A 13,423-nucleotide genomic window follows, 5' to 3' on the forward strand; every position below is an offset into this window, starting at 1 on the left:
TTGATAAGTTCTCCACGAATTTCGAACTGATATTTAATTAATTATTATTTTTATAAATCGTACACAGCATCTAGAGACTGAATTTCTCCAGCTTTATTTCTTCTAAAAATATGTGTTGCATTAATATCGGCAATCGATTCTTTTCCCATAGCTGCAACCACTTCTTTTACGGCTTCAATAGTTTTATTATGATAGTTTTTAACACGAACATTTTTATCGCCAACCACTAAAGCTTCTACCAAATCTTCCTCTTGCGTTGCAACACCAACAGGACAAGTATCTAAATTACATTCACGCGCTTGAATACAACCTAAACTTAACATAAAACTACGTGCCATACCAATTACATCGGCACCCAATGCTTTGTATTTTACAATATCAAAAGCATCAATAGCCTTACCACTTGCTATAATTTTTATTTGATTTCTTAGTTTATATTTTTTCAAAGTTTTATTAACAAAAGCCAAACCGTCTAATAATGGCGTTCCTATATAATTCGAAAATTCTATTGGCGCAGAACCTGTACCTCCTTCACCTCCATCAACTGCAATAAAATCAGGATAATTATTAGCATCAGCAAAAGCTTTTATCATTGCTTCAATTTCATCATTATCTCCTACACAAAATTTAATTCCTACAGGTTTTCCTTCGGATAAATCTCTGACTTCTTGAATAAAAATAATCATTTCATCAAAATTAGAAAAAGCCGAATGACCAGGAGGAGAATCAACTCTTGTAAAAGGTTCTACAGAACGGATTTTTGCAATTTCTTCTGTGTTTTTTTTGGCTGGTAAAATACCTCCATGACCTGGTTTAGCTCCTTGCGAAAACTTAATTTCAATCATTTTTACTTCAGGACGGATGGCATTTTCTTTAAAAATTTCTGCATCAAAAACACGCTTTCCATTTACACTTTTTCCTGCTCCAAAATAACCTGTTCCTACTTGAAAAATTAAATCACCACCTTGTAAATGATATGGTGAAATTCCACCTTCGCCAGTATTATGTGCAAAATCAGCCATTTTCGCACCTTGATTTAACGCCATAATTGCGTTTTTACTTAACGAACCAAAAGACATTGCCGAAATATTAATAATAGAAGCATCATATTTTTGAGTACATTTATCTGAACCAATAAGAACTCTTTCTCCAGTAATATGATAATGATCTTTTGGAAATAAAGAATGTTTTACAAATTCATATCCTTTTTCATATAAATTATGTTGTGTACCAAAAGGAACAGTTTCAATTTCTTTTTTAGAACGCTGATAAACAAGACTTCTTTTTTCACGATTAATAGGCGTTCCGTTTAAATCATCTTCAATAAAATATTGTTGAATTTTTTCACGTTCTTCTTCAAAAACCCATCGCAATCGAGCCACAACAGGAAAAGAACGCATTAAAGAATGGTTTTGCTGAATAAAAGCATCATATAAAGCTAATAAAGTTACTGCCGATGCAATGGTTAATAAAATATAATTCCCCATTTCAGGCATAAAATACACTAACACTCCACACAAAACATTTACAACAATTATAATAGCTAGAATAGTATCTCTCATTTTTATAAATTTTATAGGCTAAAATACACGTTTTTTGGCATAAAAAAAGCTCTAACTAGTGTTAGAGCTTTTAAATATTGTAGATACTTGAAATTATTTTTTAAACTTCGAGTATTTATTTTTGAACTTATCAATACGTCCTGCAGTATCAATTAATTTAGATTTACCTGTATAGAAAGGGTGAGAAGTTCTTGAAATTTCTAATTTGATTAATGGATACTCTGTTCCTTCTACGTCTAAAGTTTCTTTAGTGTTAGCAGTTGAACGTGTTAAAAATACATCTCCGTTAGACATATCTTTAAAAGCTACCATTCTATAATTTTCTGGATGTATTCCTTTACGCATCTTAAATGACTTTTAAATATTGTTTAATTTTTTTATCAAACATTGTAAAAATGGTAAAGTTTTACACTAAAAAATATTTTTAGCTGTTTGAGGTTGCAAATTTAACCATATTTTTTAATTTTCAAACAAATAAATTGTTTTAATTTGTAGTGTAATCGAATAAATAAGAAATCAAACCATAAAATATGCGTATTTACTCCTACTTAGCCTTAGCTTTATCAATAGTTACAATCAGTTCTTGTAGTCAATCTGACTATCAATTTAAACTAAATACCTCTAAAAAAACTACTTTAGGAGATAAAGCAGCTATTAAGTTTGAACAACTTAAAGGTGATAAAATAGATTCTGTTCATTTATTTGTTCAAAAAAAGCGTGTAAACAAAACTGAAACAAGCGTTAATATTAATACTACCGATTTTGGAGTTGGTAAGCACGAAGTTACTGCGCTAGCTTTTTATCCGAAGAAATCGAAAAAAATTACAGCGGCTATTGAGGTTTTAGCACAAAATGCTCCAGCAGTATATTCTTACAAAATTATAAATACCTATCCACACGATAAAGATGCTTATACACAAGGTTTAGAATTTAAAAATGACTTTTTATACGAAACAACAGGTCGTAAAGGTGAATCTACTTTACGAAAAGTTGACTTAAAAACAGGTGAAGTTATTCAAAAAATTGATTTAGATAAAAAATATTTCGGTGAAGGAATGACCATTTTTAACAATAAAATTTATTGGTTAACATGGCAATCGAGAAAAGGTTTTATTTATGATTTAGAAACTTTTAAACAGCTTGGAGAATTTGATTATAAAAACAGTAATCAAGGTTGGGGATTAACACATAACGATACTGAATTAATAAAATCTGATGGAACTAATAAAATTTGGTTTTTGAATGCTAAAAATCAAGCTGAAAAAAGAAATATTCAGGTTTACACAAATAAATATGCTATTGATAATTTAAACGAAATTGAATTAATCAATGGAAAAATTTACGCCAATAAATGGCAACAAAATTCTATTTTAATTATCAATCCTAAAACAGGAGCTGTTGATGGTGTTGCTAACTTAAACGGATTAAAAGATATTGTTGCAAAAAATCAAACTTTAGATGCCAACGATGATGTTTTAAACGGAATTGCTTATGATAAAGAAAACAACCGTTTATTTGTTACAGGAAAACACTGGGGAAAATTATTTGAAATTGAATTGATTAAAAAATAATACCTTTCAATTTTAAACGTTACTTAAAAAACTAACAACATTATATATGAGATATTTACTACTAATTTTATCTATTATTATTTTAATTGTTGTTAGTTCATGTAGAAAAGATTTTAATACAATTCCTAATTTTGGAAAGTTAGAATTCTCAAAAGATACCGTATTTTTAGATACTATTTTTTCAAATATCGGCTCTACTACTTACAGTTTAAAAGTCTATAATAGAAGTAATAAATCAATTACAATTCCTGAAATTAAATTAGAAAACGGAATCGATTCAAAATATCGTTTAAATGTTGATGGATTATCAGGAAAACATTTTACTGATATCGATCTTTTAGCAAATGATAGTATGTATGTTTTTATAGAAACTACCGTCGATTTCAACACTATTTCAGATCCATTATATACTGATAAATTATTATTTGATAATGGAAACAATCAGCAAAATGTTGATTTAGTTACTTTAATACAAGATGCTTATTTTATATTTCCATCAAAAAAAAACACAGAAATCGAAACCATAATTATTGATGGTGAAAGCACCGATATTCAAGGTCGATTTTTAACTGATGATGAATTAAATTTTACTGATGAAAGGTCGTATGTTATTTATGGTTATGCTACTGTTCCTTCGAATAAAACATTAACAATTAATGCTGGTGCAAAAATTTACTTTCATAAAAATTCAGGTTTAATTATTGATAAAAAAGCTAGCCTAAAAATTAACGGAACACTTAATAAAAAAGTAACTTTTGAAGGAGACAGGTTAGAATATCGTTATAGTAAAATACCTGGTCAATGGGGAAGTATTTGGATGCGTGAAGGAAGTATCGAAAATGAAATTAATCATACGATTATCAGAAATGGAACAATCGGTCTTTTAGTTGAAGGTACAGAAACATCACCTACACTTTCTATCAAAAACTCTGAAATTTATAACAGTTCTAATTATGGAATCTTAGGAAAAAACACTCATATTAAAGGTGAAAATATTATTATCGGAAACGCAGGACAAAACTCTTTAGCTTGTACTTTTGGCGGTAATTACACTTTTACACATTCAACTTTTGCGAATTATTGGAATTATAGCATACGTCAATCGCCAACTGTTTTAATCAATAATCACTTTACTTCTATTGATGATAATGATGAAGTAAAAACTGACACAAAAGATTTAACTGTCGCTAATTTTACCAATTGTATTATAGAAGGAAATAATAATGTTGAGTTTATTTTAGATAAACGAGATGAAACAATCTTTAATTACAATATCGAAAACTCAATGATTCGATTTAATGATTTTAATAATTCTTTCAAAAATAATAAAGAATTAAATTTTGATGATATCCTACATTATCAAAATATTATTTTAAACGGAACACCTAATTTTAAAGACATCATTTTAAATGATTTTAATATCGGAGAAGATTCCGATGCCATTAATAAAGCAAAATCTTCTGCTGTTTCAGAAGATATTTTAGGCGTTAGCCGATTACCAAACCCTGACATTGGAGCATATCAACATATAACTTTTAAAGATGAGTAAAAACATAATAATTACAGGAACTAGCCGAGGAATTGGTTTTGAATTAGCTCAAAAATTTGCAAACGAAGGAAATAATGTATTAGCTTTATCAAGAAATACAAAACCTTTAGAAGCTGTAAATAATAAAAACATAACAACATTATCTGTTGATTTATCAAATAATGATGATTTAAAAAAAGCTACCGATTTTATTAAAAAAGAATGGAATAAAGTAGATATTTTAATAAATAATGCTGGAAAATTAATCAACAAACCATTTGAAGAATTAACAACTTCTGATTTTGAAGAAGTTTATAAAGTGAATGTTTTTGCTGTTGCTGAATTAACAAAAAATATAATTCCGTTTATGCAAAAAGGAAGTCATGTTGTTACAGTAAGTTCTATGGGCGGAATTCAAGGAAGTTTAAAATTCCCTGGTTTAGCAGCTTATAGCTCGGCAAAAGGTGCAGTAATTACTTTATCCGAATTATTAGCTGAAGAATATAAAGAACAACAAATAGCCTTTAATGTGTTAGCTTTAGGTGCTGTACAAACAGAAATGCTTGAAGAAGCTTTTCCTGGTTATGTTGCTCCTTTATCAGCAAAAGAAATGGCAGATTATATTTTTGATTTTTCATTAACAGGAAACAAATTTTACAACGGAAAAGTATTACAGGTTTCTAGTTCGAATCCATAAAATAATCAATTATTTTTTAGAGTAATTTTAACTTAATATTCGTTACTAAAAAATTGTATTAAGAAATTAGTTCGCTAGTTTTTGATACAATTTTTTTTCTTATATTTAATTTCAAAATAAAATCATTCGAACAAATAACATTTGCAAGCTATACTCCAAAAATATATCCCTGAAAAAGCTGTTCCGTTAGTTGAATATTTAATTAACGAACATAAAATCAACCTAAAAATTGTAAATCAACGACAAAGTAAACATGGTGATTTTAGAACTTTTTCAAACGGAGAAACACAAATAACAGTTAATAATAATTTAAATAAGCATCAATTTTTATTAACGTTAATTCATGAAATTGCACATCATGTTACGCATAAAAAATTTGGACGAGTACAACCTCACGGAAGACATTGGAAAACCGTTTTTCAACATTTAATGCTACCTTTTTTACATCCTGCTATTTATCCGAAGAAAATGCTTCCTTACTTAGCTAATTATCTTAAAAACCCAAAAGCAAGTACCGACTCTGATATTCATTTATCATTAGCTTTACGAGGTGGAAAAGCTGAAAATGGTAAAAAATTTATCTTTGAAATTATAAAAGGAACTACTTTTAAATTTAAAGATAACATCTATAAAAAAGGAAATAAACGAAGAACACTTTATGAATGCTTAAATTTAACAAATAAACGGGTGTATCTTTTTAATCAAAATACAGAAGTAGTAAATCTATAATTAAAAAAATTAACAGCTTATGAATAACAATTATTACGCAGTAATTATGGCAGGTGGTATTGGCTCTAGGTTTTGGCCTGTAAGCACACAAGAATACCCAAAACAATTTCATGATATGTTAGGTACTGGAGAATCATTAATTCAACGTACTTTTAACCGAATTAATCAATTAATTCCTGCTGAAAACATCTTAATTTCAACAAATGAACGTTACGAAGAATTAGTTTTAAAACAGTTACCAAAAACCACAAAAAAACAATTATTGTTAGAGCCAGCAATGCGTAATACAGCTCCGTGTATTTTATATGCTGCTTTAAAAATAAATAGTAAAAATCCTGATGCTGTAATGTTAGTTGCTCCTTCAGACCATTGGATTGAAGACGAAACTGAATTTTTAAGAAATATAAAAACAAGCTTTGAAGCATCAGTTAAAAATGATATTTTAATGACATTAGGTATTCAGCCTGATGCTCCAAATACAGGTTATGGTTATATTAAGTTTGAAGAAAATATTTCAGAAATTAAAAAAGTAAAAAACTTTACCGAAAAACCAAACATAGTAAAAGCTAAAGAATTTTTAGCTAGTGGCGATTATTTATGGAATGCAGGTATTTTTGTTTGGTCTACAAAAAGTATTTTAAATGCTTTTAAAACTCATTTACCAAATATGTTAACTACTTTAAACAGTACTACTGTTTATAATACTAATGATGAAAGTAAGTTTATAAAAAATAATTATGAGAAATGTGAAAATATTTCGATTGATTACGGAATTATGGAACCTTCAAATAATGTACATATACTACCCGTCGATTTTGGATGGAACGATTTAGGAACTTGGGGTTCGTTATATCAAAAATTAAATAAAGATACTCATCAAAATGCTGTTGTAGGCGCAAATGCTATTTTTAGAGATGCAAACGGAAATATGGTTAGCACAGAAAGTGGTAAAAAAATAATCATTCAAGGTTTAAATGATTTTATTATTGTAGAAAAAGAAGATGTTATTTTAATTTGTCCTAAAAAAGATGAACAAGATATTAAACAAATTAGTGCAGCTGCTAATCAAAAATTTTAATACTATAAATTGTTATTAAATAAAAAACGAAGCTTAATAGCTTCGTTTTTTATTTAGTTATTTTTTATAATTTTTTCTAAAAAAGGATAATAATATTCTGCCATATAAGCACCTTTTTTCTTACCTAAAACATTTCCTTTAGCGTTTACAACTAACACTGTAGGATAAGCACTAATTCCATATCTATTTTGTAATTTGCTATTTTGTTGCTTGGTACATAAAGGAACTAAATCTCTATTTCTAGGGAAATCAGCTTTATATAAAATTAAGTTTTCATCTGAAAACCCTTTAAATTTATCTGTATTAAATAATTCTCTATCTACTTGTTGACAAGGCGGACACCAATCCGAACCAGTAAAAAAAAGCAATAATGGTTTATCTTCACTTTTAGCTTTTTTAATTGCGCTATCAAAAGACTCTTCCCATTTTACGTTTCCATCTAGAACACTTTGTTGAGCAAAAGAAGTGTTTACTCCTAAAAAAAATACTAAAATAAAAAATATATTTCTCATTATGATTATTGTTTATTACTTCAAAAATATCAAAAATAATACCAAAAATAAAAAAAATTAACATTTTATTTGCGTGATAATAAAATCATTAAATATTTCTTCGTTATTTAAAAAAGCACTTTTTATACATACATAACATACATTTTGTAGTTTATATTGTAATCGCATATAATCTTTTTCTGTAGTTAGTATTATTTTATTGTCAGAAGGTAATTGATTAAACTCCATTTTTATTTTTTCAATATCACTTATTTTAAAATCATAATGGTCAGGATATTTTAAATGCTTGTAATTTATTTTTTCTTCGGATAAAAATGTTAGTAATGATGTCGGATTTGCAATTCCTGTAACCAATAAAACTTCTTTATTTTTTAAATCTGAAATAGTCAAATTTGTATCAAGTCCTTTTAAGTTTTCATCATAAGAAATCGTTGTAAAAAATAATTGCTGATGCGCTTTTGGTTTTATCTTTCTGATAATTTCTTGTTGTTTTTCTTCAGATAAATTTTTAGGACATTTTGTTACAATAATAATTTTTGCACGCTTTGCTCCTCTTCTAGCTTCTCTTAAATTACCTGTTGGCAATATAAAATCATCAACATATAAATCATCATATTTTGTCAATAAAACACTTGTACTTGGCGTTACTTTTCGATGCTGATACGCATCATCTAACAAAACGACTTGTAAATTTGCATCATTTTTTAATAAATTTTGAATTCCATTTGTTCTATCGGCATCAACTGCAATAGTCGCATCATTTTTAAATTTCGTATAAAATTGTAACGGTTCATCGCCAACATCATCAGCAGAATGTGTGTCATTTAACAACTGAAAACCTTCCGTTTTTCGTTTATAACCACGACTTAAAACGGCAATTTTATAATCATCTTTTAATAATCGGATTAAAAATTCAATTTGTGGCGATTTCCCTGTTCCGCCAACGCTTAAATTTCCTACCGAAATAACAGGAACTTTAAAAGAAGTCGATTTCAAAATATTAATATCAAAAAACCAATTACGAATTGTTGTAATAACATCGTATAAAACAGCAAACGGAAACAATAAAAATCGAAGTAATTTCATAACATCAAAAGTAAAAATAATTTGAAGCAATTTCCCGCTTTCCGCACTCGCTTTTTTTATTTTTTTCGAAAAGAAAAATAAAAAAGAGCTCAAACAATTGCTTCAATCGGGGCTAGGCATTTGTACTCTATTTAAAAATTGTTCATCTTTTAAAATAAAAAACATATCAAAAGCAAGTTTTAGTAACTTTGAAACATCTTTTTTAAATTAAAAAAAATGCAAATAAAAGACGTTACAAATTATATTGAAGAACTAGCTCCGCTTGCTTATGCCGAAAGTTTTGACAATGTTGGCTTATTAATTGGCGATTATTCTACAAAAGTTACAAGTGTTTTAGTAACACTAGATACTTTAGAAAAAACTGTTGATGAAGCAATTGCTAAAAATTGTAATTTAATTGTAAGCTTCCATCCTATTATTTTTAGCGGATTAAAAAAATTAAATGGCAAAAATTATGTAGAACGTGTTGTTTTGAAAGCGATTCAAAATAACATTGCAATTTATGCAACACATACTGCTTTAGATAATGTAAACAATGGTGTTTCAGCTAAAATGTGTGAAGTTTTAGGCTTAGAAAATTGTCAGACATTAATTCCTAAAAAAGGAATTATAAAAAAACTAACAACCTATGTTCCTATTGAAAATGCCGAAAAATTACGCACAAAACTTTTTGAAGCAGGTGCAGGAAATATCGGAAATTACAATAATTGCTCTTTTAATTCTAAAGGAATAACAACGTATCAAGGAAATGAAAATTCAAATCCGAGAATAGGTGAAAAAGGTGAATTTATATCCGAAGAAGAAATAGCTATTTCGGTAACTTTTATCAATAATTTAGAAGGAAAAATACTTAAAACATTATTTAATAATCATCCGTATGAAGAGGTTGCTTATGAAATAATTACTTTAGATAATAGTCATCAGAATATAGGAATGGGAATGATTGGCGAGTTTAAAACTCCGATGAATGAACATGAATTTTTATCTTTTGTAAAAAAAACATTTAAAACTGATTGTATTCGTTATTCTGAATTATTAGAAAAACCAATTAAAAAAGTAGCTGTTTTAGGCGGTTCGGGAAGTTTTGCTATAAAAAATGCGATACAACAAAATGCAGATGCTTATATAAGTGCCGATTTTAAATATCATGAGTTTTTTCAAGCCGAAGGAAAAATAGTCCTTGCCGATGTTGGACATTATGAGAGTGAACAGTTTACAAAAAACCTTTTGGTTGATTATCTTAGCAAAAAATTTAGTACTTTTGCGATTGCTTTAAGCGAAGAAAGTACAAATCCAATACACTATATATAAACAGAGATGGCAAAAAAAGAAGTAACGGTAGAAGAAAAATTAAGAGCGTTATACGATTTACAGTTAATCGATTCTAGAATTGACGAAATCAGAAACGTTCGTGGTGAATTACCTTTAGAAGTTGAAGATTTAGAAGATGAAGTTGCCGGATTAAATACTAGACTTTCTAAATTAAAAGAAGAAGCTGGTAGTTTAGATACTGATATTAGTAATAAAAAATCTGCAATTGTAGAATCTAAAGCTTTAATCACAAAATACGAAGAACAACAACAAAATGTTCGTAACAATCGTGAATTTGAAGCTTTAACAAAAGAAATTGAATTTCAAGAATTAGAAATTGAATTATCTGAAAAAAGAATTAAAGAGTACAAAGTTAAAATAACTCAAAAAAATGGAGTTGTTGAAAAAACTAAGGAAAAAGTAAAACAACAACAAGCACATTTAACTCATAAAAAAAATGAGCTTGATGATATTTTAAAAGAAACTGAAAAAGAAGAGCAATTATTAAAAGAGAAATCTGAAGAATATGCACAATCTATCGATAAACACTTATTAACTGCATATAACAGAATACGTACAAAAGTAAGAAACGGTTTAGCTGTTGTAGCAATTGAGCGTGGAGCTGCTGGTGGTTCTTTCTTTACGATACCTCCTCAGGTACAATTAGAAATTGCTAATCGTAAGAAAATTACAATTGATGAGCATAGTGGACGTATTTTAGTTGATGCTGCTTTAGCTCAAGAAGAAAAAGAAAAGATTGATAACTTATTTGTATAATCAAAATTTTACTTTACAATATATTTTAAAAGCGCTCAAAAATGAGCGCTTTTTTTATTTTATCAAAATTTTGATAGAATAAAAAAAACTAAAAGCTTTCGTAAGTGTAATCACATATAATTATTGGATATAATTTCCTTTTTTATAAAATTAACTATCTCTTTTGTAGGGTTTTCTGACCAAAACCCTGTTTCAAAAAGAAGGTCATAATTGTGAATTCCGATAACTTCTGACTCAGGATCAATATAAATTCTAAATATTATTTTATCAAAAGAATAGTGCGCATAACTATCTAAATCTTGAAGACAAACTCCATTGTATTCTTTTCTAAGTTTTATTGCTTTATACAATTTTAAGTTTTTAAAAACCAAAGGAATTTGAAGTTTTATCTCAGTATATAGTTCTTTTCCAAATCCTTTAAATCTATTTAAAAAACATTCATAAGGTTCTTCTTCTAATATTTGATAATCGTCTTTAAACAGATCTTCCATTAATATTATTTTTGATTCTTATTTTTAAAATTATTCTTCAAAAAAAGCAAGAAATTATTCTTTTTAGGAGTTAGTTTTCTAGGTTTCATTTTTTCTAATACTTCTCTCTTTTTTATAACTTCAGCACCTTTAGTAATATAAAAATAAGAGCGTCTGTTTCTTTGATGCTCTTCTTCTGAACAATTACTAAAATCGTTACATTTATTTAATAACTTATCTTCTCCGTAACCAATAGCACTTATAATTCTATTTTTATCAATCCCCCTTTCAAGTATATATTTTTTTGTTGATTTAGCTCTTTTATCAGATAATTTTCTATTGTAATCTTTAGTACCTCTACTATCAGTATGTGATTCAATTTTAATACTTATTTCTGGGTTACTTGTCATTACCGACACAATATTTTCTAATTCATATTGAGCATCTTCTCTTATAATTGATGTCGCATAATCAAAAAATATTGGATTAATAACTATTTGATTTCCTATAACTAAAGGAATTAAATCTAAATTTACGATACTAACTTGCTCTTTAACTACAGTAATTTGTTTTATGTTTTTTGGTTTATGATTTAATTTTTTAGCAAAAACAGTATACTTACCATCACATAAAACACTCTTGAAAAAGTACTTACCTTTAGTGTCGGATAATGTTTCACTAATTACCTTACCTTTATTATCAACCAGTGTTACAAGTGCTCCTTGAATTAACGTATTGTTTACCGTTTCTTTTACAGTACCTTCTATCGATTGACTACAAACAGGAGAATCAGTATACATATAAAAACTATAAATATCATCATCACCTTTTCCTTCTTTTCTGTTCGAAGAAAAGAAACCTTTTTTACCATCTTCATTTATATAAAAAGAAAAATCATCTCTTTGACTATTAAAAGGACGTCCTAAATTCCTAGCTTTTAAATAAGTCGAATCTTTTATTATTTTTGATTGAAAAATATCTAAAAGACCAAAGCCTAAATGTCCGTTTGATGAAAAATATAAATTCCCATCTTCAGCAGCAAAAGGAAACATTTCTTTATCTGAAGTATTAATATTCTCACCTAAATTGATAGGAATTCCATAATTATTATCTCCTAAAACAGCTACTTTATAAATATCTGTAGCTCCGAAACCACCTGGCATATTAGAAACAAAGTACAATGTTTTTTCATCAGCACTTAATGCTGGATGTCCAATTGAATAAGCATCATTATTAAATGGTAATTCTTTGACATTTACCCAAAATCCATTAATAAAACTTGCTTTGTAAATTTTTAAATTTGATGTGTTTTTTTTATCTGTTTTTGGTTTTTTAGCATTTAATTTTACATTATTCCTTGTAAAATAGAGAGTTTTCCCATCTTTTGTAAAAACTGGATTAGATTCATGAAACTCTGAACTAATTGGAGCGGTAAGTAAACGTTTATTAACAAGTGTTAAAATCGTATCTTTTTGATTTTTATTAAAAGATCTTATTTTTTCATCTGCCTTATAAACATTTAAAAAAGGTTGATTATTCCATTTATAAATACGTTCTTTTTTACCTCCTTTTGGCGCTGCAGAGGTGTAATACGATTTTCCATTTAACAAAAAACCTCCAAAATCAGAATACGCTGTATTAATAGATAAATTTCTAACTCCAACTTGAATATCTTCATTAGAATAATCTGATAAATAATTTTCATTTTCAAGTTCTTCTTTTCTATTACTCTTATCCGAAGGAGATAATAATAAAAAAATTGAGTCTGATTTTTTATACTTTCCGTTACTTCTTAATACTTGAGCGTACTTAAATAAATATTTATCTTCTAAAATATCTTTATGAACTTCTAGTAATTTTTTATACCAAATTTCAGCTTGTACTGTTTCTGAATTATTATAATAAGATGCAGCTAAACGACTTAGAACATGTTTAGATGTATCTCCTTTTTTTTGAACTAAAGCTTTATATAGCTTAGCTGATTGTAGATATGAGAATTCATTAAAATATCGATCAGCAACTCTTTTACTTTGACCAAAATTTTTAACAGTTATTATCAGTATTAATAATAATAATATTTTTTTTAAACTCATATAATATCA

Annotated in this window: 13 protein-coding genes; 7 read left to right on the forward strand and 6 right to left on the reverse strand. The window is 27.6% G+C overall.

Features of this window, described 5'->3' with window-relative positions:
• Positions 1-50: 50 nt before the first annotated feature.
• Positions 51-1,562, reverse strand: coding sequence for an FMN-binding glutamate synthase family protein (locus tag AB0T67_RS04390; RefSeq protein WP_369219312.1), 1,512 nt, complete (start codon positions 1,560-1,562; stop codon positions 51-53).
• Between the two features lie 93 nt (positions 1,563-1,655).
• A complete protein-coding gene (locus AB0T67_RS04395; RefSeq protein ID WP_101915121.1) occupies positions 1,656-1,907 on the reverse strand; it encodes a type B 50S ribosomal protein L31 in 252 nt (83 codons plus the stop codon).
• A gap of 185 nt (positions 1,908-2,092) precedes the next feature.
• On the opposite strand from AB0T67_RS04395, the gene AB0T67_RS04400 reads away from it, so the two are divergent.
• From AB0T67_RS04400 to AB0T67_RS04420, 5 genes are all read left to right on the forward strand, one after another.
• Complete coding sequence (locus tag AB0T67_RS04400) at positions 2,093-3,133, forward strand: glutaminyl-peptide cyclotransferase (protein ID WP_369219313.1); 1,041 nt, start codon at positions 2,093-2,095, stop codon at positions 3,131-3,133.
• 46 nt (positions 3,134-3,179) lie between these two features.
• A complete protein-coding gene (locus tag AB0T67_RS04405) occupies positions 3,180-4,682 on the forward strand; it encodes a hypothetical protein (protein WP_369219314.1) in 1,503 nt (500 codons plus the stop codon).
• Entirely contained in the window at positions 4,675-5,358 is a 684-nt protein-coding gene (locus AB0T67_RS04410; RefSeq protein ID WP_369219315.1) for an SDR family NAD(P)-dependent oxidoreductase, read from the forward strand. The genes AB0T67_RS04405 and AB0T67_RS04410 overlap by 8 nt, the downstream gene beginning before the upstream one ends.
• Positions 5,359-5,499: 141 nt before the next feature.
• Positions 5,500-6,087 carry a SprT-like domain-containing protein gene (locus AB0T67_RS04415; protein WP_369219316.1) on the forward strand — a complete coding sequence of 196 codons (588 nt, stop codon included), beginning with the start codon at positions 5,500-5,502 and terminating at the stop codon, positions 6,085-6,087.
• 19 nt (positions 6,088-6,106) lie between these two features.
• Complete coding sequence (locus AB0T67_RS04420) at positions 6,107-7,165, forward strand: mannose-1-phosphate guanylyltransferase (RefSeq protein WP_369219317.1); 1,059 nt, start codon at positions 6,107-6,109, stop codon at positions 7,163-7,165.
• A 53-nt stretch (positions 7,166-7,218) separates the two neighbouring features.
• Here the strand turns inward: AB0T67_RS04420 and AB0T67_RS04425 are convergent, their stop codons facing one another.
• Together AB0T67_RS04425 and lpxK are read right to left on the reverse strand one after the other, a co-directional pair.
• Positions 7,219-7,677: a thioredoxin family protein gene (locus tag AB0T67_RS04425; RefSeq protein WP_271231614.1), complete on the reverse strand. Its 459-nt coding sequence runs from the start codon at positions 7,675-7,677 to the stop codon at positions 7,219-7,221.
• Between the two features lie 57 nt (positions 7,678-7,734).
• Positions 7,735-8,763, reverse strand: coding sequence for a tetraacyldisaccharide 4'-kinase (gene lpxK, locus AB0T67_RS04430; RefSeq protein ID WP_369219318.1), 1,029 nt, complete (start codon positions 8,761-8,763; stop codon positions 7,735-7,737).
• 216 nt (positions 8,764-8,979) lie between these two features.
• On the opposite strand from lpxK, the gene AB0T67_RS04435 reads away from it, so the two are divergent.
• Both AB0T67_RS04435 and AB0T67_RS04440 read left to right on the forward strand, forming a co-directional pair.
• Entirely contained in the window at positions 8,980-10,074 is a 1,095-nt protein-coding gene (locus AB0T67_RS04435) for a Nif3-like dinuclear metal center hexameric protein (RefSeq protein WP_369219319.1), read from the forward strand.
• Positions 10,075-10,080: 6 nt separating this feature from the next.
• Positions 10,081-10,851 carry a zinc ribbon domain-containing protein gene (locus AB0T67_RS04440; RefSeq protein WP_271231611.1) on the forward strand — a complete coding sequence of 257 codons (771 nt, stop codon included), beginning with the start codon at positions 10,081-10,083 and terminating at the stop codon, positions 10,849-10,851.
• Positions 10,852-10,961: 110 nt separating this feature from the next.
• Here AB0T67_RS04440 and AB0T67_RS04445 read toward each other — a convergent pair whose 3' ends face one another.
• Both AB0T67_RS04445 and AB0T67_RS04450 read right to left on the reverse strand, forming a co-directional pair.
• The gene (locus AB0T67_RS04445; protein ID WP_369219320.1) at positions 10,962-11,342 is read right to left on the reverse strand and encodes a hypothetical protein; all 381 of its coding nucleotides are present in this window, start codon (positions 11,340-11,342) and stop codon (positions 10,962-10,964) included.
• Positions 11,343-11,347: 5 nt separating this feature from the next.
• Positions 11,348-13,414: an OmpA family protein gene (locus tag AB0T67_RS04450; RefSeq protein ID WP_369219321.1), complete on the reverse strand. Its 2,067-nt coding sequence runs from the start codon at positions 13,412-13,414 to the stop codon at positions 11,348-11,350.
• Between the last annotated feature and the right edge of the window lie 9 nt (positions 13,415-13,423).

The sequence above is a fragment of the Tenacibaculum salmonis genome (assembly GCF_041053065.1).
Taxonomy (GTDB): domain Bacteria; phylum Bacteroidota; class Bacteroidia; order Flavobacteriales; family Flavobacteriaceae; genus Polaribacter; species Polaribacter pacificus_A.

Excerpts from the sequence above, each read along its gene's own strand:
- AB0T67_RS04390 (WP_369219312.1), bottom strand. The coding sequence starts at position 1,562 with ATGAGAGATACTATTCTAGCTATTATAATTGTTGTAAATGTTTTGTGT.
- AB0T67_RS04395 (WP_101915121.1), bottom strand. The coding sequence starts at position 1,907 with ATGCGTAAAGGAATACATCCAGAAAATTATAGAATGGTAGCTTTTAAA.
- AB0T67_RS04400 (WP_369219313.1), top strand. The coding sequence starts at position 2,093 with ATGCGTATTTACTCCTACTTAGCCTTAGCTTTATCAATAGTTACAATC.
- AB0T67_RS04405 (WP_369219314.1), top strand. The coding sequence starts at position 3,180 with ATGAGATATTTACTACTAATTTTATCTATTATTATTTTAATTGTTGTT.
- AB0T67_RS04410 (WP_369219315.1), top strand. The coding sequence starts at position 4,675 with ATGAGTAAAAACATAATAATTACAGGAACTAGCCGAGGAATTGGTTTT.
- AB0T67_RS04420 (WP_369219317.1), top strand. The coding sequence starts at position 6,107 with ATGAATAACAATTATTACGCAGTAATTATGGCAGGTGGTATTGGCTCT.
- AB0T67_RS04425 (WP_271231614.1), bottom strand. The coding sequence starts at position 7,677 with ATGAGAAATATATTTTTTATTTTAGTATTTTTTTTAGGAGTAAACACT.
- lpxK (WP_369219318.1), bottom strand. The coding sequence starts at position 8,763 with ATGAAATTACTTCGATTTTTATTGTTTCCGTTTGCTGTTTTATACGAT.
- AB0T67_RS04435 (WP_369219319.1), top strand. The coding sequence starts at position 8,980 with ATGCAAATAAAAGACGTTACAAATTATATTGAAGAACTAGCTCCGCTT.
- AB0T67_RS04440 (WP_271231611.1), top strand. The coding sequence starts at position 10,081 with ATGGCAAAAAAAGAAGTAACGGTAGAAGAAAAATTAAGAGCGTTATAC.
- AB0T67_RS04445 (WP_369219320.1), bottom strand. The coding sequence starts at position 11,342 with ATGGAAGATCTGTTTAAAGACGATTATCAAATATTAGAAGAAGAACCT.
- AB0T67_RS04450 (WP_369219321.1), bottom strand. The coding sequence starts at position 13,414 with ATGAGTTTAAAAAAAATATTATTATTATTAATACTGATAATAACTGTT.